The following is a 24,209-nucleotide window of genomic DNA, read 5'->3' as shown; positions in this document are numbered from 1 at the left end:
TCGGCGCGGGGCGTGGGGGGATGACGCGAAACCTCATGCACCGGGCCTGCGGAAAATGGTCTCCCTCCGGCGACACGGGGGAAGCGGCGGGATGTCGGACCGATCCTGTCGTTTCATGCCCCGAACGGCGCGCCGGGCGTGCCTGTGCGGCACACAAGGGGATCGGCATTGGCGGATGCGTCGGCATCGTCCGCCGGCATGGAGAAAGGCCGGGAGGTGGAGACACCTTCCACGGAGCGCCAAGGCGTGCGCTCCGGTTGTCAAACGGCACTGGCCATTCCGGAAACCGGCGAAGGACACCGCCTTTTCGATCCTTGCAGAGAGACCGGAGTCGCGGGCAAAAACCGCCGAACGGGGCGCCGGAAGGTGTCACCTATTCATTCTCAGTCGAGGCAGCTTCCGGCGCCCCGTCCGAATGCTCTTTGAAACCACGGGCGAAGCCGCCGCGTGGATATCAGTGCTGGCAGCCCGGCCCGCGCCCGCCAACGCCAAATTCTTTCCCTTTCCCCGCAACATGCGCTAAGGGCATCAGCCATGACCATGCCGGCTTCGACAGATGAAACCTATGTCGTCCTCCTCGGGGGCGCGCTCGTCGCGACGCCGCGTCTGGCGGACGATATTGCCGGCGCGCACTTCATCGCGGCCGATGGCGGCATGCGCCATGCGGCAATGCTTGGCGTGACGCCGGATCTTTGGGTCGGCGATTTCGATTCCACGCCGCCGGAGCTTCTGGCCGCATGGCCCGATGTCGAGCGCCAGCCCTATCCCGCCGCCAAGAACGAGACGGATGGCGCGCTTGCCGTGTCCGTCGCCACCGGGCGCGGCGCCCGCTCCGTCCTCCTTGCCGGCGCGCTCGGCGGCGAACGCAGCGACCATGCGCTGATGCATCTCATCCACGCCGTCTCGCTTGCGGAAGCTGGCATCGCCATCAAGCTCACCTCCGGGGAGGAGGAGGCGTGGCCGCTCCTGCCGGGCCGCCGCGTGATCGACCTGCCCGCCGGCAGCCTGTTTTCCGTGCTCGGCCTCACGGCGCTCTTAGGGCTTCATCTCGAAAACGTGCGCTATCCGCTCACCGATTTCGCGCTGCCCTTCGGCTCGTCGCGCACCATTTCCAATGTCGCGGAAGGCCCCGTCCGCGTTTCGCTTGCCTCCGGCCGCGCGATCCTCATCGCCCGGCCCTATGATCTCTCAGGAGCCTGATCCTTGGCACCGCCCATTCTCAAACTCGATGATATCTTCTTGAGCTTCGGCGGCACGCCGCTGCTTGCGGGCGCGAGCCTGCAGGTGGAGCCGGGCGACCGCATCTGCCTCGTCGGCCGCAACGGCTCGGGCAAGTCGACGCTGATGAAGATCGCCGCCGGCCTGGCCGAGGCGCAGTCGGGCGAGGTCTTCCGCCACCCCTCGGCAACGATCCGCTACCTGCACCAGGCGCCGGATTTCGACGGCTACGACACGGTCGCGGCCTATGCGGAGGCCGGGCTTGGCCCGAGCGACGACCCCTACCGCGTCACCTACCTGCTCGAACATCTGGGACTCGACGGCACGGAGGACCCGAAGTCGCTGTCGGGCGGCGAGGCGCGTCGCGCCGCCCTTGCCCGCGTCATGGCGCCGGAGCCGGATATCCTGCTGCTCGACGAGCCGACGAACCATCTCGACCTGCCGACCATCGAATGGCTGGAAGGCGAGCTGCAATCGACCCGCTCGGCCCTCGTCGTCATCTCGCACGACCGCCGCTTCCTCGAAAAGGTCTCCAACGCCACCGTCTGGCTGGATCGCGGCCAGTCGCGCCGGCTCAACCGCGGCTTCGGCCATTTCGAAGCCTGGCGCGACGAGGTGCTGGAGGCCGAGGAGCTGGAGCAGCACAAGCTCGGCAAGGCCATCGAGCGCGAGGAACATTGGCTGCGCTACGGCGTGACGGCGCGCCGCAAGCGCAACATGCGCCGCCTCGGCGCGCTGCACGACCTGCGCGCCCGCTACCGCGGCCACAAGGGCCCGCAGGGCAGCGTGCAGGCCAGCGCCTCCGACGCGCAGGAATCCGGCAAGCTGGTCATCGAGGCGGAAAAGATCACCAAGGCCTATGGCGAGCGCACCATCGTCGCGCCGTTCTCCATCCGCGTGCATCGCGGCGACTGCATCGGCCTCGTCGGCCCGAACGGCGCGGGCAAGACCACACTGCTCAAGATGCTCACCGGCCAGCTCGCGCCCGATAGCGGCACCGTCAAGCTCGGCACCAATCTGGAGATCGCCACGCTCGACCAGCGCCGCGAGGACCTCAACCTCGACGACACGCTCGCCCATTACCTCACCGACGGGCGCGGCGAGACGCTGCTGGTCAACGGCGAGCAGCGCCATGTCACCGGCTACATGAAGGAATTCCTGTTCCAGCCGGAGCAGGCCCGCACGCCGATCCGCAACCTCTCGGGCGGCGAGCGTGCCCGCCTCATGCTGGCGCGCATCCTGTCGCGGCCGACCAACCTGCTCATCCTCGACGAACCGACCAACGACCTCGACATCGAGACGCTGGACCTGTTGCAGGAGATCGTCGCCGGTTTCACCGGCACCGTGCTGCTCGTCAGCCACGACCGCGATTTCCTCGACCGCACCGTCACCTCCACCATCGCGCCCGCCGATCCCGAAAAGCCGGACGGACGCTGGATCGAATATGCCGGCGGCTACACCGACATGATGGCGCAGCGCCGCGGCGTCATCGAAGAAAAGCGCAAGGCGGAGAAGGCCGAGAAGGCGAAGGCGGCGGACGCGGCCCCTGCCGCCGCCCCCTCCGACGGCAAGGCCAAGGGCAAGCTCTCCTACAAGCAGAAGTTCGCGCTGGAAAACCTGCCGAAGGAGATGGAGAAGGCGGAAAAGGAGATCGCCGCCCGCGAGGCGAAAATGGCCGACCCCAACCTCTTCACCAAGGACCCCGCCACCTTCAACACGCTCGCCGCCGAAATGGAAAAGCTGCGCGCCTCGCTGACGAGGATGGAAGAGGAATGGCTGGAGCTGGAAATGCTGCGCGAGGAACTGGAGGGCTGAGCAGGCCCGCAACACGCTCTCTCCTCTCCGTCGTCATCCTCGGCTTGAGCCGAGGATCCATGCGGCACCCGCGTCGGTGGATGCTCGGGTCAAGCCCGAGCATGACGGAGGAGGGGTGGAATGCAGGCGAATGAAACCCCTGTTCCCCGCGAAACAGCGCGGAAGACGAGGTCATGGGATAGTCGGGTCATCGGATGAGACGCGCTCATCCTGCAACCCGAAAGAGATCAGGAGCCTCCCATGCGCAATTTCATCATCTCCGCCGTCGTCGCCGCTGTCGCCGCCGTATCCTTCGCCGCACCCTCCCATGCCGGCCACTATGGCTACGGCCACAAGCATCACGGCTACAAGAAGCATTACAGCTACAAGAAACATCATGGTGGCCACTACGGCTACAGGAAGCACCATGGCTACAAGAAGCACTACGGCGGCTACGGCTACAACAGCCACAACGGCTACAGCTTCTCGTTCGGCTACTATTGAGCCCTTCGCCTGCATTCTGACCGAGGCCCGGATGCCCGCCGCGTCCGGGCCCTTTACACTTGGAGGACGGCGGATTGATTCGCCGGCAAACAGGCGCTATCTAGGAGGTCGTGGTGATTTGGCCGGCCGGCTTGCAGCCACGTTAAACAAGTCGCTAAAGGGCCGCGCGAGGAAGAGCCTTACGTGGACCGGTTGCGACATCGTTGCGGCCGGTTTTTGTTTTGGATCGAGTTGAGACATGCCCATCAAGATTCCCGATACGCTCCCCGCCTTCCAGACCCTCGTCAACGAGGGCGTGCGGGTGATGACCGAAACGGTGGCGATCCGGCAGGATATCCGCCCGCTGCAGATCGGGCTGCTCAACCTCATGCCGAACAAGATCAAGACGGAAGTGCAGATGGCGCGCCTCGTCGGCGCCTCGCCCCTTCAGGTCGAGCTGTCGCTGGTGCGCGTCGGCGCCCACCGCGCGAAGAACACGTCGGAGGAGCACCTGCTTGCCTTCTACGACACCTGGGAAGAGGTGAAGCACCGCAAGTTCGACGGCTTCATCATCACCGGCGCCCCGATCGAGACCCTTGAATACGAGGAAGTCACCTATTGGGACGAGATGAAGCAGATCCTCGACTGGACGACGACCAATGTCCATTCGACGCTCAACGTCTGCTGGGGCGCGATGGCGGCGATCTACCATTTCCACGGCGTGCCCAAATACACGCTCGATGAAAAGGCGTTCGGCGTCTACCGTCACCACAACCGCAAGCCCTCATCGATCTACCTGAACGGCTTCTCGGATGATTTCGAGGTGCCGGTCTCGCGCTGGACGGAGATCCGCGCGGAGGATATCCGCGCCGTGCCGGAGCTCGAAATCCTGCTCGATTCCGACGAGATGGGTGTCTGCCTCGTCGAGGAGAAGGCGGGCAACCGCCTCTACATCTTCAACCATGTCGAATATGATTCGACCTCGCTGGCCGACGAATATTTCCGCGATGTCTCGGCCGGCGTGCCGATCAAGATGCCGCGGAACTACTTCCCGCACAACGATCCGGCCCTGCCGCCGCAGAACCGCTGGCGCGGCCACGCCCATCTCCTGTTCGGCAACTGGATCAACGAGATCTACCAGACCACGCCCTATGACCTCGAGAAGATCGGAACAGGAGCCTGATGCCATGAGCCGCGTCGTCATTCGCCCGCTGCACAAGGACGACGAGGGCGAATGGCGCCGCCTGTGGACCGCCTATCTCGCCTTTTACGAGACGGTGCTGCCCGAGGCGGTCTTCGCCACCACCTTCGCCCGGCTGACGGGCGAGGCGGCCGAGGGCGAGTATCGCGGCCTGCTCGCCACGCTCGACGGCAAGCCCGTGGGCCTCGCGCATTATCTCTTCCATCGCTCCTGCTGGACGACAGGCAATGTCTGCTACCTGCAGGATCTCTTCGCCGACTCCGAAGTGCGCGGCGCGGGCATCGGCCGGGCGCTCATCGAAGGCGTCTATGCCAGGGCGCGCGAGGCCGGCGCACCGGAGGTCTACTGGATGACGCAGGAGTTCAACGCCACCGCGCGCCGGCTCTACGACCGCATCGCGGAAAAGACGCCCTTCATCGTCTATCAGAAGAACCTCTGAATGCCCCGAAAAGTATGACTTTTCGATTGCGGATCGGCGGAAATTGCCGCAGTTTGCCGGCCGATGACCAGGGAGGACATTCTATGGGTGAAGGACAGGAGATTTTCGGGCGGCTCGGCTCCGGCGAGGCGGTGGAGCGCGTGACGATCCGCGGCGGCGGCCTCACCGCACGGGTCCTCACCTTCGGCGCCATCATTCAGGACCTGCGCCTCGACGGGCACGAGGCACCGCTGGTGCTGGGTTTCGAGGATCTCGCAAGCTATCTCACGCATGTCACCTATTTCGGCGCAACGGCCGGGCGCTGCGCCAACCGCATCGCCGGCGGCCGCTTCACCATCGACGGCACGGATTACCAGCTGGAACGCAACGAGCGCGGCGTGACCCATCTGCACGGCGGCCGTGACGGCACCAGCCAGCAGAACTGGCGCATCGCCGCGCGCGGCGCGGACTTCGTCACCCTGACGCTGACCGATCCCGCCGGCCGCGCCGGTTATCCCGGCACCTGCACTCTTACCTGCACCTATGCGCTGTCCGGCAACGGAACGCTCTCCGTCACCTATGATGCGACCACGGATGCGCCGACGCCGGTCAATCTGTGCCAGCACAGCTATTTCATCCTCGACGGCGGCAAGGACATCTTCGATCACGAAATCCGCATCGAGGCGGAACACTATCTGCCTGTCGACGAGACGCTGATCCCGACCGGCGAGATCCGCCCCGTCGCCGGCACGCCCTTCGACCTGCGTGACTGGACGCCGCTCCGCCGCCAGCTGGAACCGGGCGGCGTGGTCTTCGATCACAATTTCTGCCTGTCGGACGGCCGCAGGGAGCCGCGCCTCGTCGCCGAGGTCCGCAGCCCAGCCTCCGGCCTGTCGCTCCAGGTGGTGACCACCGAGCCCGGCCTGCAACTCTATACCGGCGCCTATATCAAACCGCTGGAGGGCCTCGAAGGCCGCCGCTACGACGCCTTCTCGGGGCTGTGCCTCGAAACCCAGATCTGGCCCGACGCCATCAATCACCCCACCTTCCCCAACGCCATCCTGCGCCCCGGCGAGACCCTGCGGCAGAAGACGGACTACGTGTTCGGCAAGGGGTGATGCAGCCCCGAGAGAACGGCGCCCGCCACCGTTCTCGCCACCGCGGTGGAGATCTATATCGCCCAAAACGCACAAAAGCCCCGGTGAACCGAGGCTTCGAAACTTTGGAGAGAATGGAGCGGGTGAAGCGATTCGAACGCTCGACCCCAACCTTGGCAAGGTTGTGCTCTACCCCTGAGCTACACCCGCTCATCGTCGACGGCCTGGGGTAGTGGTTGGCCGAAGGTCGCTGCGTTGCGGCGACGGGCGCTATATGACCCAAGGCCTTTTCAATTGCAACAGGGAAATGAAGGATTTTTCAGAAAAAAATGCGCCCTCTTCGAAAGTCCCTGATTCCCGGGCGGTTGCGCGAAGAGGGGGGACGGCCTATCAGCGGACAGGACAAATCGGGCCGGAGCCAAAGAGATGACGGACACGCAGCCGAAGACCGACAGGGAGCTTTTCGCGTTCCTCGACGGACTGGGAATTTCGCACAGCACCAAGGAACACGCGCCGGTCTTCACCGTCGCCGAATCGGTGTCGCTGCGCGATGAAATTCCCGGCGGCCACACGAAGAACCTTTTCGTGAAGGACAAGAAAGACAACTATTTCCTGATGACCGTCGAGGAGCATGCCACGGTGGACCTGAAGACGGTGCACGGCATCATCGGCGCGGCCAGCCGCGTGTCCTTCGGCAAGCCGGAGAAGCTGATGGAGTATCTCGGCGTCATTCCCGGCGCCGTCACCGCCTTCGGGGTGATCAACGACACGGCGGGCAAGGTGAAGATCATCATCGACGCGGACCTGATGGCGTTCGACACGATCAACTGCCATCCGCTGCGCAACGATGCGACGACCTCGATTGGCGCCAAGGACCTGTTGCGCTTCATCGAAGCGACGGGACATGAGCCGCTTGTCTTGAAAGTCACGGCCTGACATACGATTTTGGGCGCTGAAGCGATATTCGGGCGCACCGCGCGAGGAGACACCATGAGCGACAATCCCTATGCATCGTCCTATGGCGGGCAGATGAACGTTTCCGCGAACTATGGCGGCGGCGCGCCCGCGGCGGACGACCTGATCAAGGACACGACGACCGCGAACTTCGCGCGCGATGTGCTCGAGGCCTCGCGCCACCAGCCGGTGCTCGTCGATTTCTGGGCGCCCTGGTGCGGGCCGTGCAAGCAGTTGCAGCCCATTATCGAGAAGGTCGTGCGCGAAAGCGCCGGCCGCGTGAAGCTCGTCAAGCTCAATATCGACGACCATCCCTCCATTCCCGGCCAGCTCGGCATCCAGTCCATCCCGGCCGTCGTCGCCTTCGTCGGCGGACGCCCGGCGGATGGCTTCATGGGTGCGGTGCCGGAGAGCCAGGTGCGCCAGTTCATCGACAAGATCGCCGGCCCCGCCGACGCCGATGAGAAGGCCCAGATCGAGACGCTGCTTGCCGAGGCGAAGACGCTGTTCGATGCCGGCGATGTCGCGGGTGCGGCCGATCTCTACGGTGCGCTGCTGCAGGCCGACCCGGAAAATGCCGTCGCCCTTGCCGGCATCGCCGAATGCATGATCGCCGTCGGCCAGCACGACAATGCCCGCCAGGCGCTCACCAACCTGCCCGAGGCCGTGGCGGCCGATCCGGCCGTCAGCGCGGTGCTGAAGAAGCTCGACCAGATCGAGGAAGCCCGCAAGCTCGGCGATCCGGCCGCGCTGGAACAGGCGCTTGCGGTAAACCCCGACGACCACGCCGCGCGCATGAAGCTTGCGAAGATCCGCAATGTCGAGGGCGACCGGCAGGCGGCGGCCGACCACCTGCTGCTGATCATGAAGCGCGACCGGGCCTTCGAGGATGACGGCGCGCGGCGCGAGCTTCTGCAGTTCTTCGAGGTCTGGGGCCCGATGGACCCGGCGACCATCGCCGCCCGCCGCAAGATGTCCTCGATCCTGTTCTCCTGAGTTTTTCAGGTCGGCGGCCCGGCGTCCCTTGAGAATTGCCGGGCCTACCCCACATTCGGGGTAAGGCGCAAGGATGCGGGGCGCGCGCCGTGGGAATGGAAGGCACTGCAATGCAAGTGGGAAACGCGCGTTATCTGAAACCGGCGGACCTGCCGGAGACCATTCCGGTCTTTCCGTTGACGGGCGCGCTGCTTCTTCCCGGCGGCCAGCTGCCGCTCAATATCTTCGAGCCGCGCTACCTCGCCATGTTCGACGACGCGCTCTCCTCGCACCGGCTGATCGGCATGGTGCAGCCGGTTTTCGGCAGCGAGCGCAAGGACGATGACGAGGCGGAGACGCCGGCGCTGTGCCAGGTCGGCTGCATCGGCCGTATCACCTCCTTTGCCGAGACCGGCGACGGCCGCTACATCGTTTCGCTCACCGGCATCTGCCGCTACCGGCTGATGGAGGAGGTGCGGGGCACCAAGGCCTATCGCAGCTTCCGCATCGCGCCCTTCATCACCGATCTGACGGCGCATGACGACGAGCAGAGCGTCGACCGCGATGCGCTGCTGTCGGCCTTCCGCGCCTATCTCGACGCCAACAAGCTGGAGGCGGACTGGGAAAGCGTGGAGCGCGCCAGCAATGCGACGCTGGTCAATTCCATGGCGATGATGTCGCCTTACGGGCCGGCGGAAAAGCAGGCGCTGCTGGAGGCGCCGGACCTGAAGACCCGGGCCGAAACGCTGATCGCCATCACCGAGATCGTTCTGGCGCGCAGCTATGGCGATGTCGATACGCGGCTGCAGTAGGAGGGAAGGATGAGCGCGGGCAAAAGCGGCGTGGACGTCAAGCTGCTCGAACTCCTCGTCTGCCCCCTCACCAAGGGGCGGCTGAGCTATGATGCGGCGGCGGGCGAACTGGTCTCCGAAAAGGCGAAGCTCGCCTATCCGATCCGCGACGGCATTCCGATCATGCTGATTTCCGAGGCGCGCGAGATCAAGGACTGACGCCTTCGCGTGGAAATGCTCTAGATTCCTGTTTTTACCGCATTATCCGACGCCGAAGCGACTTCGCTTCGGCTGGAAATGCTCTAGATGCGCTGGCCGACCAGCATGCGCGGATGGCCGCTGCCGGCGGTGCCCTTGGCCTGGCGGATGAAGTAGGATTTCAGGCCCGGCAGGCGATCGACCAGGCCGAGGCCCACGTCACGCAGCACGCGCAGCGGCGTCACGTCGTTGGAGAACAGGCGGTTCAGCACATCCGTGGTGATGCCCATGCGCACCGTGTCGAAGCGGCGCCAGGTCTCGTAGCGCTCCAGCACCGAGAGTGCGCCGATATCGAGGCCGAGCCGGTCGGCCTCGACGATGGTTTCGGCCAGTGCCGCCACATCCTTGAAGCCGAGATTGAGGCCCTGGCCGGAAATCGGGTGGATGCCGTGGGCGGCATCGCCGGCCAGCGCAAAGCGCGGGGCGACGAAGGCGCGGGCGAGTGTGAGGCCGAGCGGGAAGGCGCGGCGGCCGCCGACGACCTTGAGGCTGCCGAGCTTGTGGCCGAAGCGGCGCTCCAGTTCTTCCTCGAAGACCAGATCATCGCCTTCCACCAGGCGCTTGGCATCCTCCGTGCGCTCGCTCCAGACGAGCGAGGAGCGGTTGCCGGTCAAAGGCAAGGTCGCGAAGGGACCGGCCGGCAGGAAATGCTCCTCGGCCGTGCCGTCATGCGGGCGTTCGTGCGCGACGGTGGTGACGATGCCGGACTGGCCGTAATCGAAGTGCACGGTCTTGATGCCCGCCATGTCGCGCAGTTTCGAGCGGGCGCCGTCGCAGGCGACGAGGAGGCGCGTGCTGACCGCCGAGCCGTCGGAGAGGGTGACCTGCGTGGCGTGCTGGCCGGTCTTGAAGTCCGTTGCCGATGTCGACCAGCGCACGGGGACGCCGAGGGTCTCGGCCTGGCGAAGCAGGCTTCCGATCATGGCGCGGTTGGGGATCATGTGCGCGAAGGGCTGGCCGTCCTCGGCAGAGCCGGCGTCTTCGTCGAAGGTGAGGAAGACCGGGCGGACGGGATCGGCCGTGCGCGAATCGGTGATGACCATCCGGCGGATCGGCTCGGCTTCCGCCGCAATCTCGCTCCAGACGCCGAGGACATCGAGCAGGTTGCGGGCGGCCGCGACGATGGCGGAGGCGCGCTCCTCCTTCTGCCAGGCGTGCTCCGGCGCGCCATCGACCACTTCCACGGCCAGATGCGGCGCCGCCTTCTTGACCGCCACCGCGAGCGACAGGCCGACATAACCGCCGCCGGCGACCAGAACGTCGAGCGATGTGGCTTCGGGCATGGTGTCCTCCTGGACGCTTGAGGTCTTTGTTTGCTCTATATAGAGGAGGAAGAGCCCGTTTCCTACCGTGGGAGCCACGTCCAAATGTCGCGCCAGAATGTTCCGAACCCCGCCATGGATGTGCTGCTCCAGACGCTGGATCTCGAACGGCTGGAGGGGCGGCTGTTCCGGGGCCGCAGCCCGCAGGTCGGCTGGCAGCGGGTGTTCGGCGGGCAGGTCATCGGCCAGGCGCTGGTCGCCGCGACGCGCACGGTGACGCAGGAGCACCGTTACGCGCATTCGCTGCACGCCTATTTCGTGCGGCCGGGCGACCCGGCCGTGCCGATCCTCTACGAGGTCGAAATCATCAGGGACGGCGGGTCCTTCGCCACGCGGCGCGTCGTCGCCATCCAGCACGACAAGCCGATCTTCTTCATGACGGCGTCCTTCCAGGACGACGAGGCGGGCTTCGAGCACCAGGTGGCGATGCCCGACGTGCCGCAGCCGGAAGACCTGCCCGGCGAGGCCGAATTGAAGGCGCGCTTCATGCAGGAGGCGCCGCCGCCGATCCGCGCCTACTGGGAGCGCCCGCGCCCGATCGAGCTCCGGCCGGTCGCGCTGGCGCACTACCTCTCCAACGACAAACTGGAGCCGCGCCAGAACATCTGGGTGCGCACGACGGGGCCGGTGCCGGCCGATCGCCGCCTACAAGCTGCGGTGCTGGCCTATCTCTCGGATATGACGCTGCTCGACACGTCGCTCTTCGCGCACGGCACCTCCGTGCTCGACCGCTCCCTTCAGGTGGCGAGCCTCGACCATGCCATGTGGTTCCACCGTCCGCCTGACCTCGACGACTGGCTGCTCTACAGCCAGGACAGCCCGTCGGCCTTCGGCGGGCGCGGCATGACGCGTGGCGCGATTTTCACCCGAACCGGCACCCTCATTGCCTCCGTCGCCCAGGAAGGGTTGATTCGGAAAAAGGCAACTGACTAAATTTTACCCATTATTCCAATAGCGCCTATTTTTTGATCATTCGCGGTGGCGTTTTTTTACGCCTTGCCGCTTCTGTCATTTTTATCCCTTCTGTTTCAATAACTTATTTGGTGCGTTCGAATCTGGCACGCCCCTTGAATGTATCTCGCCAGTCGTTGCGGACATGACGTTCAACGGCGAGGAGAGATGGCCCCGGCTGGGGGACAAGCACGAAGGATGGGAAACCAGATGAAAATCGTAATGGCGATTATCAAGCCGTTCAAACTCGATGAGGTGCGTGAAGCCCTCACCGCCGTTGGTATCCAGGGCCTGACCGTTACCGAGGTGAAGGGGTACGGACGTCAGAAGGGGCACACCGAAATCTATCGCGGCACGGAATATGCCGTCAGCTTCCTGCCGAAACTGAAGGTCGAAATCGCCGTGCCCGGCGACCTCGTCGACCGCGCCGTGGAAGCGATCGCATCCGCCGCCAAGACCGGCCAGATCGGTGACGGCAAGATCTTCGTCTACGCCATCGACCATGCCGTGCGCATCCGCACCGGCGAAACCGATTCCGAAGCGCTCTAAGCAAACGGCCTATCAGGGAGCATTTTCAAAATGTCGTCATTCAAACTTACTCACACCCTATCCCGCGTGGCCGCTGCCACGACGGCCGTGCTGGCGCCGGTCGTCGCCTTCGCACAGGAAGCCGCCCCGGCCGCCACGGAGGCTGCCGCCGCCGCGCCTGTTCCGGACAAGGCCGATACGGCCTTCATGTATCTGGCCACCATCCTCGTTCTCTTCATGCTCATTCCGGGCCTGGGCCTGTTCTACGGCGGCCTCGTTCGCGCCAAGAACATGCTGTCCGTGCTGATGCAGTGCACGGTCATCGGCGCGGTCATGATGATCGTCTGGGTCGTCTACGGTTACTCGTTCGCCTTCGGCGGATCCACGAGCGCCTATTTCGGCGGCTTCGGCAAGCTGTTCCTGTCGGGCGTTACGCTTGACAGCACGTCCGCCACCTTCACCGACGGCGTCGTGATCTACGAATATGCCTTCATCGCCTTCCAGATGACGTTCGCCGCCATCACGCCGGCGCTCATCGTCGGCGCGTTCGCGGAGCGCATCAAGTTCTCCGCCGCGGTGCTGTTCTGCGTGCTCTGGGCCACCTTCGTGTACTTCCCGATCGCTCACATGGTCTGGGATGGTGCGGGCCTCATCTTCAACATGGGCGCCCTCGACTTCGCAGGCGGCACCGTCGTTCACATCAATGCCGGTGTCGCAGGCCTCGTCGGCGCGATCATGGTCGGCAAGCGCACCGGCTACGGCAAGGACATGATGGCACCCCACTCCATGACGCTCACCCTCGTCGGTGCCGCCATGCTGTGGTTCGGCTGGTTCGGCTTCAACGCCGGCTCCAATCTCGAAGCTTCGGGTGGTGCGGTTCTCGCAACCATCAACACCTTCCTCGCAACGGCCGGCGCAATCGTTGCCTGGTCGCTGGTTGAAACCTTCACCCGCGGCAAGGCTTCTATGCTCGGCGCTGCCTCCGGCATGATCGCCGGTCTCGTCGCCGTCACCCCGGCCGCCGGCTCGGTCGGCCCGATGGGCGCCATCGTCCTCGGCCTCATCGCTTCGCCCGTCTGCTACTTCTTCGTTGCAACCGTGAAGAACAAATTCGGCTACGACGACACGGCTGACGTCTTCGGCGTTCACGGCATCGGCGGCATCATCGGCGCTGTCGGCACCGGTATCCTGACGGCTCCGTCGCTTGGCGGCACCGGCGCTGCCGACTTCTCGATCGCGTCGCAGACCACGACCCAGATCATCGCGGTTGCGATCACCATCGTCTGGTGCGCCGTTGTCTCGGCGATCCTCTACAAGGTCGTCGACCTCGTCGTCGGCCTGCGCGTGCCGGTCGAAGCCGAGCGCGAAGGTCTCGACCTGTCCTCGCACGGCGAAGCAGCCTATCACTCCTAAGGGCTCGCGGCGGCCGAAAGGCCGCCGCCACGATCCCGTCGCGGTCATGGGAAACCATGCCGTTCCTGGCCCGGACCCCGTGTCCGGGCCTTTTTCGTTTCCATGCCGTGATAATAAACGAATGGCGAATATGCATGGTTAACACGCCATTAAGGCTTCCTTCGTAGGGTTTGCAGTGAGGCACCGCGCGCGAATCATGCGGGGCCGGTGCAAACTTCCCTGAGCGGACACAGGCTGAACCATGAGCAGAAGCATCTCGGCAGGACTGGACAACCGGCACGACCGTTTCGTGCTGTCGGCCTTCGTGTGGCGGCAGGTGCAGATCCTCATCGGGCTCTGCGTCTTCCTGTTCCTGGCACTCGCCATCGCCGCGCTGTCGACCTGGAACGTGTCCGATCCGAGCCTGTCCTATGCGTCGAGCGGCGAGCCGAAGAACATCCTCGGCTATGCCGGCGCCGTTTTCGCCGACGTCTTCATGCAGTTCTTCGGGCTTGCCAGCGTGATCGCGCTCTTGCCCGTCGTCGCCTGGGCGATCGGCCTGATCACCGGGCGCCGTTTCAACCGCATCCTGCAGCGCGCCGCCGCCTGGCTTGGCGGCGCCATCCTGGCCTCCGCCGCACTCGCCTGCGTGCCCGGCCCGGTGACCTGGCCGCTGCCGACGGGGCTTGGCGGCGTGTTCGGCGACATGATCCTGCGCTTCCCCGCCCTCTTCACCGGCGCCTATCCAACCGGCATGTTCGCCAGCATCGTCGGCGCGATTATCGCCGTTCCCGCGATCTGGCTCATGGTATTTTCGTCCGGCCTCGTCGGAACGGTGTCGATCGACGACGAGGAGGACTTCGCGCCGGTGCCGGTGGCAAGCCGCAACCGCCCCGCCGTTCAGGACGATGACGACGAGGATGAGGAGCGCGGTGGACCGTTCACGGTTCTGGCCGGTGCGACGACCCACGCATGGTACACCGCGCAGGCGCGCGTGCGCCGGCTGTTCGGCCTGTCGAACCAGCGGCGCCGGGCGCGCGGCATCGAGCAGCCCTACGATTTCAACGAGGACGAGTTCGGCACACTGAACGAGCCGGTGCGCGCGCGCGCCAGCCGGTCGGCCGAGCGCGTCGAGCCGTCCATGGAAGGCCGCCGCGCCGTATCGGCCCCCTCCATTGCGCTCGACGATGACGACGACATGCCCTTCGACGATGGTCCGCTGTCGCATCCGAGCGGCATCCTGCCGGACGAGGATTCCGACGACATCGCCGCCGACTGGGCGCCGCGCCGCGCGCCGGCCCGCGCGCCGCTGCCGTCGGCCAGCGCCCGCGTCGTGCCCCCCGCGACGCGACCGAAGCCCGGCCAGCGCATCGAGCGCGAAGCCCAGGCCTCCTTCGTCGGCCAGGACGGCTTCCAGCTGCCTTCGCTGCATCTGCTTGCCGAGGCCAAGGGGCAGGTGCGCGACGCCACGCTTTCGGCCGACGCGCTGGAGCAGAACGCCCGCATGCTGGAAGGCGTGCTGGAGGATTTCGGCGTCAAGGGCGAGATCATCCATGTGCGCCCCGGCCCCGTCGTGACGCTCTACGAGCTGGAGCCGGCGCCCGGCATCAAGTCCTCGCGCGTCATCGGCCTTGCCGACGACATCGCCCGCTCGATGAGCGCGATCGCCGCGCGCGTGGCGGTCGTGCCGGGCCGCAACGCCATCGGCATCGAGCTGCCCAACGCTACCCGCGAGACCGTCTATCTGCGCGAACTGCTCGCCAGCCGCGATTTCGAGACCTCGAAGTCGCGCCTCGCCATGGCGCTCGGCAAGACGATCGGCGGCGAGCCCGTCATCACCGACATCGCCAAGATGCCGCACCTTCTCGTCGCCGGCACCACCGGCTCGGGCAAGTCGGTCGCCATCAACACCATGATCCTGTCGCTGCTCTACCGCATGAAGCCGGAGCAGTGCCGCCTGATCATGATCGATCCGAAGATGCTGGAACTTTCCGTCTATGACGGCATCCCGCATCTGCTCTCGCCTGTCGTGACCGATCCGAAGAAGGCCGTCGTGGCCTTGAAGTGGACCGTGCGCGAGATGGAGGAGCGCTACAAGAAGATGTCGAAGATCGGCGTGCGCAACATCGACGGCTTCAACAGCCGCGTGGAGCAGGCGCTGGCCAAGGGCGAGCAGATCACCCGCACGGTGCAGACCGGCTTCGACCGCCAGACCGGCGAGGCGATGTACGAGACGGAGGAGTTCGATCTCCAGCCGATGCCCTACATCGTCGTGATCATCGACGAAATGGCCGACCTGATGATGGTGGCCGGCAAGGATATCGAAGGCGCGGTGCAGCGCCTCGCCCAAATGGCGCGCGCGGCCGGTATCCACGTCATCATGGCGACGCAGCGCCCGTCGGTCGATGTCATCACCGGCACGATCAAGGCGAACTTCCCGACCCGCATCTCCTTCCAGGTGACATCGAAGATTGACAGCCGCACGATCCTCGGCGAACAGGGCGCAGAACAGCTGCTCGGCATGGGCGACATGCTCTACATGGCCGGCGGCGGACGCATCCAGCGCGTTCACGGCCCGTTCGTTTCCGACCACGAGGTCGAGGCCGTGGTGGCGCACCTCAAGACGCAGGGCGCCCCGCAATATCTCGACGCGATCACCGAGGATGACGACGAGGACGGCGAGGGCAACGGCCCGGCCGGCACGGCCAATCTCGAGGATTCCGACGATCCCTACGACCAGGCCGTCGCCGTGGTCCTGCGCGACGGCAAGGCATCGACCTCCTATATCCAGCGCCGCCTCGGCATCGGTTACAACCGCGCCGCCTCGCTGATCGAGCGCATGGAGCAGGAGGGGCTGATCGGCCCCGCCAACCATGCGGGCAAGCGCGAGATCCTGGTGCCGACGGAAGACTAAATTTCGCGGCGGCGAACGGGAACGCGCCGCCCGGTGCGGCGTTTCGCCCGGCAAGCCCCGCGCGCCAAGCGTGCGCCGGCCGATGCCATTATGGCGCCGCGTTTGGCCCGCATGACAGACGCATGAAGGAGACCGACATGAACCGATCCGCAACCGGCCGCCTGGCCCCCTCTCTCACCCGTCGTGGTTTCACCGGTCTGATGGGTCTCGTGCTTGCGACCGGCCTTTCGGTGCTGTCGCCGGGCGCGGCCTCCGCGCAGGCAAGTGCCGCCGCGCAGAAGATCGCCGACCACTTCGCCTCCGTGAAGACCATGATGGGCGAGTTCGTGCAGTTCGGCCCGCGCGGCGAGCAGACCGGCGGCAAGTTCTATATCGACCGCCCCGGCCGCATCCGCTTCAACTACGAGGACCCGTCGCCGATGCGCGTCATCGCGGATGGCAAGTCCGTCGTCATCGGCAATCGCAAGCTCAAGACCTGGGACATCTACCCGCTCTCCAAGACGCCGCTGAACCTGCTGCTCGGCAACAAGATCGACCTGTCGGCCAAGATGGTGCGCAATGTGAAGGAAGAGGCGGACCTCACCACCATCGTGCTCGGCGACAAGAGCATGTTCGGCGATTCCACCATCACCATGATGTTCGATCCGAAGACCTACGACCTGCGGCAGTGGACGATCACCGATGCGCAGGGCAAGGACACGTCGGTCATGATCTTCAACGTGCAGACCGGCATGAAGCTCGACGACCGGGTCTTCGCCATCCCCTATGACGAGATCCGCAACCGCGGCCCCAAGTGACAAAGACGTTTCCGTTTTCACGGCACATGCGCTAAGACGCCCCGACCGGCCCGCCTGACGGGCCGGACCAGTTTTCGGGGACGGGCATGGCACTTTCGATTGCAACGTGGAACATCAACTCCGTTCGGCTGCGCATGCCGCTCGTCGAGCATTTCCTCAAGACGTTTTCACCCGATATCCTGTGCCTGCAGGAAACCAAGTGCCCGAACGACCAGTTCCCCTCGAAGCCGCTGAAGGCGCTGGGTTACGAGCATATCGTCATGCATGGCCAGAAGGGCTATCACGGCGTCGCCACCGTCTCGCGCCTGCCGCTGACGGAGCTGGTCGAGCGGCGCGATTATTGCGGCGTCGGCGATGCGCGCCATGTCTCGGTGCTGTTCCATCACCGGGGAAAGTCGATCCGCCTGCACAATTTCTATGTGCCGGCCGGCGGCGACGAGCCGGACCGCACCATCAATGTGAAATTCGGCCACAAGCTCGATTTCATCGAGGAGATGAAGCTCTTGCATGCGGAGGCCGAGGCCGGCATCTCCTCCATCCTTGTCGGCGACCTCAATATCGCGCCGCTGGAGCATGACGTGTGGTCGCACAAGCAGCTCCTGAAGATCGTCAGCCACACGCCGATCGAGACCGAGGGTTTGATCGACGTGATGACGAAGGGCGCCTGGGTCGACCTGATGCGGCGCAAGGTGCCGGAGACGGAGAAGCTCTATACGTGGTGGAGCTACCGTTCGGCCGACTGGCAGGCCGCCAACAAGGGCCGCCGCCTCGACCATATCTGGTCGTCCGCCGATCTCGAGCCGCATCTTTCCAACATCGCCGTCATCCGCGAGGCGCGCGGCTGGGAACGGCCGTCGGATCATGTGCCTGTCATTGCGGAATTCGATTTCTGAGGGTGTGGGCGGGCAGGTTTTCGCGCTGGCGTCTTTCCAGCGAGGATAGGTCCCGCGGATAACGCCCCTCATCCGGCCTGCCGGCCACCTTCTCCCCGCAAGCGGGGCGAAGGTTAGGGTGAGGGGTAATCCCGCCCGCTACGGCGTTGCGTTAGGCAAATCGCCCCGCCAACCCCTTCATCCGGGTTATCATCGCGGCGAGGTTCTCGCGGATGCGGGCGTCGACCAGCACGGCGACGTCGGGGTATTCTTCCAGCATGCGGCGGAAGAGCGGGCGGTTGATGCGGATGACCTCGCTGTCTTCCAGCGCGAGCGCCGTATACTTGCGCTCGACGGCGGAGATCATCGCGAGTTCCGACAGGAGCGTGCCGGCGCCCGCCGTGCCTTCGTCGCGCACCGAGCCGTCGCGCAGCGTCGAGGTGAGCTGGAACGCGCCTTCCGCGACGACGAAGCCGCAATCGGCCGAGGTGCCCTCGCGAAACAGCGTCTGCCCCTCGACCAGCCGCCGGCGTTCGGCGCCGAAGGCCATCAGGCGCAGCTTGTCATCGGCAAGGCCCGCGAAAAGCGGCACGCGCGAGAGAAGGGCGATGTCGTCGCTGAGAGCCACGGTCGGCGTCTCCTTGTGGGCGGTCGGCATGGAGCCGGGTGAGGCTGCTCCATCCGGCCGCGAAAAACGTTACGGTACGATCTTGTAGCCGCCGTTTTCTGTCACGAGAATCTCCGCATTGGAAGGGTCCCGCTCGATCTTCTGGCGCAGCCGGTAGACATGGGTCTCCAGCGTATGGGTGGTAACGCCGGAATTGTAGCCCCAGACCTCTTCCAGAAGCACGTCGCGCGTCACCACCTTCTGGTCGGCGCGGTAGAGGTAGCGGATGATCGCCGCTTCCTTCTCCGTCAGGCGGATCTTCTGGCCGTTTTCCAGCGTCAGCAGCTTCTGGCCGGGCTTGAACGTGTAGGGGCCGACGGTGAAGGTGGCGTCCTCGCTGCTCTCGTGCTGGCGCAGCTGGGCGCGGATACGCGCGAGCAGCACGGCGAAGCGGAAGGGTTTGGTGACGTAATCGTTCGCGCCGGCTTCCAGCCCCAGAATGGTGTCCGAATCGGTGTCGTGCCCGGTCAGCATGATGATGGGCGCCTTGAAGCCGCCCTTGCGCAGCAGCTTCACGGCCTCGCGGCCGTCCATATCCGGCAGGCCGACATCCATGATGAGCAGATCGACCTGGCTGGCGCGCGCGGTCTGGATGCCCTTGCCGGCGGTGGATTCCTCGAGCGTTGAGAATTCCTCGTAGAGCGAAAGCTGCTCGACGAGCGTCTCGCGGAGGTCGTTGTCGTCATCGACAAGAAGGATGGTGCGGGATGTCATGCTTTACCTCTCGGCATTCCTCTGGAAAGTAAGGGAACTGGCGCTTTTGGCAAGCCCGCCCATGGACTTAGCCAAGAGGATCGTGGCGTGGCGCGAATATGGCGGAAGAATATGAGCCGGATCACATCTGATGAACATCGCGTGAAGACCATTCTCGTGCGGCCGGTGGCGGGAAACCGCAGCCGGGCCATCGTGCAGGTCGGGCCCCTGCGCCTGCCCGCAGCGCTTGGCCGCTCTGGCCGCACCAGCCGCAAGCGCGAGGGCGATGGGGCGACACCGATCGCCGCCATGCCGCTGCTCCATGGCTTCCTGCGCGGGGACCGGCTCCGCGCGCCGGCGAGCGGTCTTTCGCTGCGGCGCATCCGGCCGTCCATGCTCTGGTGCGATGCGCCCGGCCATCCGAGCTACAACCGGCTCGTGAGGGCGCCCTTCCGGCCAAGCCATGAGGAGATGCGGCGCGCCGACGAGCTCTACGACATCTGCCTCGTGCTGGACTGGAACGTGACATCGCGGCGGCGCCATTGCGGCTCGGCGATCTTCTTCCACCTGGCCCGCCCCGGTTACGAACCGACCGCCGGCTGTATCGCCGTGGCCCGGCGCGACATGCTGCGCATCCTGCCCTATCTGCGCCGCGGAACCACGGTGCGTGTTCTTTAAAGTCGCAGGCCGCGGCCCTATATCGGTTGCCGCACCGGCACCTGTCCTTGGCGCCGGGAGCCCCGACGGCTCGGCGCGCCCGCATTTCAGGGAGATATTCCGATGAGCGATCAACCAACAATCCTGTTTCATGACGGCAACAGCATTCCCCAGGTCGGCCTCGGCGTCTGGCAGACCCCGAACGACACGGCCGTGACCGCGGTGAAGGCGGCCCTTTCGCAGGGCTACCGCCATATCGACACGGCGGCGATCTACGAGAACGAGCAGGGGGTGGGCGAGGGTATCCGCACTTCCGGCGTCGACCGCTCGGAGATTTTTCTGACCACCAAGCTCTGGAACGCGGAACAGGGCTACGACTCGACGCTGAAGGCGTTCGATGCCAGCCTGAAACGCCTCGGCACCGACTATGTCGATCTCTACCTCATCCATTGGCCGGCGCCGAACCGCGACCGGTATGTCGATACCTGGAAGGCCTTCATCCAGATCCAGAAGGAAGGCCGCGCCCGCTCCATCGGCGTGTCCAACTTCTATCCCGAACATCTCCAGCGCCTGATCGACGAGACCGGCATCACGCCTGTCATCAACCAGATCGAGCTGCACCCTGATTTCCCGCAGACCGAGGCGCGTGCCTGGCACGACAAGCACCGTATCGTCACGCAATCGTGGAGCCCACTCGGTCAGGGCAAGCTCCTGGAGAACCCTGTCGTGGCGCAGGTCGCCGCAAAGCATGGCCGCACGCCGGCGCAGGTCATCATCCGCTGGCATATCGACAACGGGCTTGTCGTGATCCCGAAATCGGTGACGCCGTCGCGCATCGCCGAGAACTTCAAGGTCTTCGATTTCAGGCTGGATGCCGAGGACATGGCGACGCTCGCCGGCCTCGAGAAGGACGGCAGGCGTATCGGGCCGGATCCGAAGACCGCGACGTTCTGATGGATTGAAGAGAGCCCCCCTCATCCGCCTGCCGGCACCTTCTCCCCGTTGGGGAGAAGGGGAAGATCGCAGACGTCTCGCTTCGCTTCTTCCTGCTGGAGAGAAGGGGAGTATCGCAAACGTCTCGTTTCCCCTCTCCCCCGTGGGGAGAAGGTGGCCCGGAAGGGCCGGATGAGGGGGATGCCGCAGGCCCTGCCGTCGATTTTTTGGTTAGGGCAGCGTCTTCGGTGTGACGAACGCTTCAAGGCGGCCTGCGCCGGGCGTGACGTCCGCCCAGCGCGGGCTGTTGCATTCTATCACCGCCAGCCCTGCGGTCGGATACTTCATTCTTATCCGTGCAAGGGCGTCCGGGTCACCCTGTCGGACGAGCAGGGCGGCCAATGCCTCGAAACCCGGATTGTGCCCGATGACGAGCAGTGTTTCGCTCTCTTCGGGCGCGCCCTGTATCGCCGCGAGAATCGTCGCCGGTTCCGCCTCGTAGATCGCTGGCACCACAAGGGAGGGGCACGTTCCGCCGAGCGCCGGCGCGACCAGCGCCCAGGTCTCCTGCGTGCGCCGGGCGGAAGACACCAGTGCAAAGTCGGGTCGGAGACCGGCGGCGGCGATGCAGGCGCCCATTCTCGGCGCGTCGCGGCGGCCGCGGTCGCTCAGCGGGCGGTCGTGGTCTTCAACGCCGTCGGGCCAGGCGGATTTGGCGTGGCGCAGCAGGAGAAGGCGTTTCAAGAAGGTCTCCTTTAAAGAAAAAAGGTCAGGCAAAGAAAAAGGCCGGGAGCATGTCCCGGCCTTCCATCACGATGGCGACGGCGCCAACGTTACTGCCAGTCGCGGATGTCGACGAAGTGGCCGGCAATGGCGGCGGCGGCGGCCATGGCGGGCGACACGAGATGCGTGCGGCCCTTGAAGCCCTGGCGGCCCTCGAAGTTGCGGTTCGAGGTGGAGGCGCAGCGCTCGCCCGGCTTCAGGCGGTCGTCGTTCATGGCAAGGCACATGGAGCAGCCCGGCTCGCGCCAGTCGAAACCGGCGTCCTTGAAGATCTTGTCGAGACCTTCCTTCTCGGCCTGTTCCTTCACGAGGCCGGAGCCCGGAACGATCATGGCGTTGACGGTGGAGGCGACCTTCTTTCCTTCGACGACGGCGGCGACGGCGCGCAGGTCCTCGATACGGCCGTTGGTGCACGAGCCGATGAAGACGCGATCGATGGCGATGTCGGTGATCTTCGTGCCCGGCTTCAGGCCCATGTAATCGAGGGCGCGCCACTTGGACGAACGCTTGGTCTCGTCTTCGATATCGTCAGGGTTCGGCACGACGCCTTCGACGGAGACGACGTCTTCCGGCGAGGAGCCCCAGGACACGATGGGCGGCAGGTTGGCGGCATCCAGAACGACGACGCGGTCGAAATGCGCGCCTTCGTCGGTGTGGAGTGTCTTCCAGTAGTCGAGCGCCATTTCCAGCGCCTTGCCCTTGGGCGCGCGCGGCTTGTCCTTGATGTATTCGAAGGTCTTCTCGTCGGGCGCGATAAGGCCGGCGCGCGCGCCGCCTTCGATCGTCATGTTGCAGACCGTCATGCGGCCTTCCATCGACAGCGAGCGGATCGCCTCGCCGGCGAACTCGATGACGTGGCCGGTGCCGCCGGCCGTGCCGATCTCGCCGATGATGGCGAGGATGATGTCCTTGGCGGTCACGCCTTCCGGCAGCTGGCCGTCGACGCGCACCAGCATGTTCTTGGCCTTCTTCTGGATCAGCGTCTGGGTGGCCAGAACGTGTTCCACTTCCGACGTGCCGATGCCGTGCGCGAGCGCGCCGAAGGCACCGTGCGTGGAGGTGTGGCTGTCACCGCACACGATGGTCATGCCCGGCAGGGTGAAGCCCTGCTCGGGGCCGACGATGTGCACGATGCCCTGGCGGACATCCTTTTCCGAATAGTATTCGACGCCGAACTCGGCGGCATTGTTGGCCAGCGCCTCGACCTGGATGCGGCTTTCCTCGTTCTTGATGCCCTGGGCGCGATCCGGCGAGGTGGGAACGTTGTGGTCGACGACGGCGAGCGTCTTGCCCGGCGCGCGCACCTTGCGGCCGGTCATGCGCAGGCCTTCGAAGGCCTGCGGCGACGTCACTTCGTGAACGAGGTGACGGTCGATGTAGAGAAGACAGGTGCCATCTTCCTGGCGGCTGACGATGTGGTCGTCGAAAATCTTGTCATAGAGGGTACGGGGTGCGCTCATGGCTTTTCATCCATCTGGCATGTGGAAATGAGGGAAAGGCAGCGCGAGGCTGCGGATCGCAAGGGATCAGGATAGGCGGCTGGTGAGCGCCCCGAAGACACGCGCAAAGAAGCGTGCCGGCAGGCGCTTGTGGTCCTGCAGCACGACGACATGCTTTTCCGTGCATCCGAATTTGGATTCCATGATCCCGCATATAGCGATTTTTACGGGTTTCGGCAATCCACGAAGAATCATGGATGGGCACCGCGCCGCAGCCGTCTTTCCAGCGCCCGCAGCGCCAGCGACAGGCCGATGGTGAGGATGAGGTAGACATAGGCGACGATGGAATAGGTCTCGAAGAAGCGGAAGGACCCGGAGGCATAGACCTTGCCCATCTGCGTGATGTCGGCGACGCCGAGCACGGAGACCAGCGAACTATCCTTCACCATCGCCACGAAATCGTTGCCGAGCGGCGGCAGGATGACGCGGATCGCCTGCGGAAAGACCACCAGCCGGAAGCGCTGGACGCGCGAGAGGCCAAGCGCCTTGGCCGCCTCCACCTGCCCCTTGTCGACCGACTGGATGCCCGCGCGAAAAACCTCGGCGATGAAGGCGGAATAGCCGATCATCAGCGCGATGATCGCGCGCCACATCAGCGAGAGGTCGCGCACCAGCATCGGTTCCATCACGCCTGCGGAGACAAGCGGGCTGATCGCGACATTGATCACGGCCACCAGCGCCGGTGCGCCGACGAAGGCGATGTAGAAGAGCAGCACCAGGACCGGAACGCCCCGGATGACTTCCGTGTAGAAGCGCGCGATCTGGCGCAGCGCCTTGCTTTCGGAAAGCGCCATCAGGGCGATGGCGAGACCGAGCAGGGTGGCGAGCAGGAAGGCGACGAGGGTGACGAAGATCGTCACCCACAGCCCCTTCAGGACGATGGAGAAGACCTGCCGGTAGAGATCGTTCGCGACGATGACGCCGGCAAGCGCCAGCGCGATCAGGGCAAGGGCAACAAGCCACCAGGGATAGTCACCCTTGTCCGCACCGGGGGAAACGGAGGCCATGCCGG

Annotated in this window: 24 protein-coding genes, 1 tRNA gene and 1 riboswitch; of the genes, 18 read left to right on the top strand and 7 right to left on the bottom strand. The window is 65.2% G+C overall.

Features of this window, described 5'->3' with window-relative positions; translation table 11 throughout:
* The first annotated feature begins 540 nt into the window (after nt 1-540).
* The 6 genes from B5M41_RS18800 to B5M41_RS18775 all read left to right on the top strand — a co-directional run bounded on the left by B5M41_RS18800 (nt 541) and on the right by B5M41_RS18775 (nt 6,232).
* Nucleotides 541-1,200: a thiamine diphosphokinase gene (locus B5M41_RS18800; protein ID WP_134649426.1), complete on the top strand. Its 660-nt coding sequence runs from the start codon at nt 541-543 to the stop codon at nt 1,198-1,200.
* Nucleotides 1,201-1,203: 3 nt separating this feature from the next.
* The gene (locus tag B5M41_RS18795; protein WP_134649250.1) at nt 1,204-3,033 is read left to right on the top strand and encodes an ABC-F family ATP-binding cassette domain-containing protein; all 1,830 of its coding nucleotides are present in this window, start codon (nt 1,204-1,206) and stop codon (nt 3,031-3,033) included.
* 240 nt (nt 3,034-3,273) lie between these two features.
* Complete coding sequence (locus B5M41_RS18790) at nt 3,274-3,516, top strand: hypothetical protein (protein ID WP_134649251.1); 243 nt, start codon at nt 3,274-3,276, stop codon at nt 3,514-3,516.
* A gap of 100 nt (nt 3,517-3,616) precedes the next feature.
* A riboswitch (SAM riboswitch) is annotated at nt 3,617-3,694 on the top strand.
* 60 nt (nt 3,695-3,754) lie between these two features.
* A complete protein-coding gene (gene metA, locus B5M41_RS18785) occupies nt 3,755-4,678 on the top strand; it encodes a homoserine O-acetyltransferase MetA (RefSeq protein WP_134649252.1) in 924 nt (307 codons plus the stop codon).
* A 4-nt stretch (nt 4,679-4,682) separates the two neighbouring features.
* Nucleotides 4,683-5,135, top strand: coding sequence for a GNAT family N-acetyltransferase (locus tag B5M41_RS18780; RefSeq protein WP_134649253.1), 453 nt, complete (start codon nt 4,683-4,685; stop codon nt 5,133-5,135).
* 83 nt (nt 5,136-5,218) lie between these two features.
* Entirely contained in the window at nt 5,219-6,232 is a 1,014-nt protein-coding gene (locus B5M41_RS18775) for an aldose epimerase family protein (RefSeq protein WP_134649254.1), read from the top strand.
* Nucleotides 6,233-6,346: 114 nt separating this feature from the next.
* Here B5M41_RS18775 and B5M41_RS18770 read toward each other — a convergent pair.
* Nucleotides 6,347-6,421, bottom strand: a tRNA-Gly gene (locus B5M41_RS18770).
* 216 nt (nt 6,422-6,637) lie between these two features.
* Here B5M41_RS18770 and B5M41_RS18765 point away from each other — a divergent pair.
* From B5M41_RS18765 to B5M41_RS18750, 4 genes are all read left to right on the top strand, one after another.
* The gene (locus B5M41_RS18765; RefSeq protein ID WP_134649255.1) at nt 6,638-7,147 is read left to right on the top strand and encodes a prolyl-tRNA synthetase associated domain-containing protein; all 510 of its coding nucleotides are present in this window, start codon (nt 6,638-6,640) and stop codon (nt 7,145-7,147) included.
* A gap of 54 nt (nt 7,148-7,201) precedes the next feature.
* Complete coding sequence (gene trxA / locus B5M41_RS18760) at nt 7,202-8,161, top strand: thioredoxin (protein WP_134649256.1); 960 nt, start codon at nt 7,202-7,204, stop codon at nt 8,159-8,161.
* 110 nt (nt 8,162-8,271) lie between these two features.
* Nucleotides 8,272-8,952: an LON peptidase substrate-binding domain-containing protein gene (locus tag B5M41_RS18755; RefSeq protein ID WP_134649257.1), complete on the top strand. Its 681-nt coding sequence runs from the start codon at nt 8,272-8,274 to the stop codon at nt 8,950-8,952.
* Nucleotides 8,953-8,961: 9 nt separating this feature from the next.
* Nucleotides 8,962-9,150 carry a Trm112 family protein gene (locus tag B5M41_RS18750; protein WP_134649258.1) on the top strand — a complete coding sequence of 63 codons (189 nt, stop codon included), beginning with the start codon at nt 8,962-8,964 and terminating at the stop codon, nt 9,148-9,150.
* Nucleotides 9,151-9,233: 83 nt separating this feature from the next.
* On the opposite strand, the gene B5M41_RS18745 is transcribed toward B5M41_RS18750, so the two are convergent.
* Complete coding sequence (locus tag B5M41_RS18745) at nt 9,234-10,472, bottom strand: ubiquinone biosynthesis hydroxylase (protein WP_134649259.1); 1,239 nt, start codon at nt 10,470-10,472, stop codon at nt 9,234-9,236.
* A gap of 84 nt (nt 10,473-10,556) precedes the next feature.
* Between B5M41_RS18745 and tesB the strand changes: the two genes are divergently transcribed.
* From tesB to B5M41_RS18715, 6 genes are all read left to right on the top strand, one after another.
* Nucleotides 10,557-11,444 carry an acyl-CoA thioesterase II gene (tesB, locus tag B5M41_RS18740; protein ID WP_134710992.1) on the top strand — a complete coding sequence of 296 codons (888 nt, stop codon included), beginning with the start codon at nt 10,557-10,559 and terminating at the stop codon, nt 11,442-11,444.
* A gap of 216 nt (nt 11,445-11,660) precedes the next feature.
* A complete protein-coding gene (locus B5M41_RS18735; protein ID WP_160872107.1) occupies nt 11,661-12,011 on the top strand; it encodes a P-II family nitrogen regulator in 351 nt (116 codons plus the stop codon).
* Nucleotides 12,012-12,041: 30 nt separating this feature from the next.
* Nucleotides 12,042-13,403 (top strand): ammonium transporter, encoded by a 1,362-nt coding sequence (locus B5M41_RS18730; protein ID WP_134649262.1) that lies wholly within the window; start codon nt 12,042-12,044, stop codon nt 13,401-13,403.
* Nucleotides 13,404-13,644: 241 nt separating this feature from the next.
* The gene (locus tag B5M41_RS18725; protein ID WP_134649263.1) at nt 13,645-16,296 is read left to right on the top strand and encodes an FtsK/SpoIIIE family DNA translocase; all 2,652 of its coding nucleotides are present in this window, start codon (nt 13,645-13,647) and stop codon (nt 16,294-16,296) included.
* 122 nt (nt 16,297-16,418) lie between these two features.
* Nucleotides 16,419-17,093: an outer membrane lipoprotein carrier protein LolA gene (locus tag B5M41_RS18720; protein WP_167719077.1), complete on the top strand. Its 675-nt coding sequence runs from the start codon at nt 16,419-16,421 to the stop codon at nt 17,091-17,093.
* A gap of 86 nt (nt 17,094-17,179) precedes the next feature.
* On the top strand, nt 17,180-17,986 hold the full coding sequence (locus B5M41_RS18715; RefSeq protein ID WP_134649265.1) for an exodeoxyribonuclease III: 807 nt from the start codon (nt 17,180-17,182) through the stop codon (nt 17,984-17,986).
* A gap of 151 nt (nt 17,987-18,137) precedes the next feature.
* Here B5M41_RS18715 and B5M41_RS18710 read toward each other — a convergent pair whose 3' ends face one another.
* Both B5M41_RS18710 and B5M41_RS18705 read right to left on the bottom strand, forming a co-directional pair.
* The gene (locus B5M41_RS18710; protein WP_134649266.1) at nt 18,138-18,593 is read right to left on the bottom strand and encodes a cyclic nucleotide-binding domain-containing protein; all 456 of its coding nucleotides are present in this window, start codon (nt 18,591-18,593) and stop codon (nt 18,138-18,140) included.
* A gap of 69 nt (nt 18,594-18,662) precedes the next feature.
* Nucleotides 18,663-19,346: a response regulator transcription factor gene (locus tag B5M41_RS18705; RefSeq protein WP_134649267.1), complete on the bottom strand. Its 684-nt coding sequence runs from the start codon at nt 19,344-19,346 to the stop codon at nt 18,663-18,665.
* A 111-nt stretch (nt 19,347-19,457) separates the two neighbouring features.
* Here B5M41_RS18705 and B5M41_RS18700 point away from each other — a divergent pair, with 111 nt between their 5' ends.
* Together B5M41_RS18700 and B5M41_RS18695 are read left to right on the top strand one after the other, a co-directional pair.
* Complete coding sequence (locus tag B5M41_RS18700) at nt 19,458-20,003, top strand: L,D-transpeptidase family protein (RefSeq protein WP_134649268.1); 546 nt, start codon at nt 19,458-19,460, stop codon at nt 20,001-20,003.
* 102 nt (nt 20,004-20,105) lie between these two features.
* The gene (locus B5M41_RS18695) at nt 20,106-20,936 is read left to right on the top strand and encodes an aldo/keto reductase (protein ID WP_134649269.1); all 831 of its coding nucleotides are present in this window, start codon (nt 20,106-20,108) and stop codon (nt 20,934-20,936) included.
* Nucleotides 20,937-21,146: 210 nt separating this feature from the next.
* On the opposite strand, the gene B5M41_RS18690 is transcribed toward B5M41_RS18695, so the two are convergent.
* From B5M41_RS18690 to B5M41_RS18680, 3 genes are all read right to left on the bottom strand, one after another.
* Nucleotides 21,147-21,659, bottom strand: a complete 513-nt coding sequence (locus B5M41_RS18690; RefSeq protein WP_134649270.1) for a SixA phosphatase family protein — start codon at nt 21,657-21,659, stop codon at nt 21,147-21,149.
* 89 nt (nt 21,660-21,748) lie between these two features.
* Nucleotides 21,749-23,158 (bottom strand): 3-isopropylmalate dehydratase large subunit, encoded by a 1,410-nt coding sequence (gene leuC / locus B5M41_RS18685; protein ID WP_134649271.1) that lies wholly within the window; start codon nt 23,156-23,158, stop codon nt 21,749-21,751.
* A 230-nt stretch (nt 23,159-23,388) separates the two neighbouring features.
* The gene (locus B5M41_RS18680) at nt 23,389-24,204 is read right to left on the bottom strand and encodes an amino acid ABC transporter permease (protein ID WP_134649273.1); all 816 of its coding nucleotides are present in this window, start codon (nt 24,202-24,204) and stop codon (nt 23,389-23,391) included.
* Nucleotides 24,205-24,209 lie beyond the last annotated feature (5 nt).

This window comes from Shinella sumterensis (assembly GCF_004514425.2).
Taxonomy (GTDB): Bacteria; Pseudomonadota; Alphaproteobacteria; order Rhizobiales; family Rhizobiaceae; genus Shinella; species Shinella sumterensis.
The sequence above is the reverse complement of the archived record's forward strand: the minus strand, read 5'-3'. Positions and strand labels throughout refer to the sequence as shown.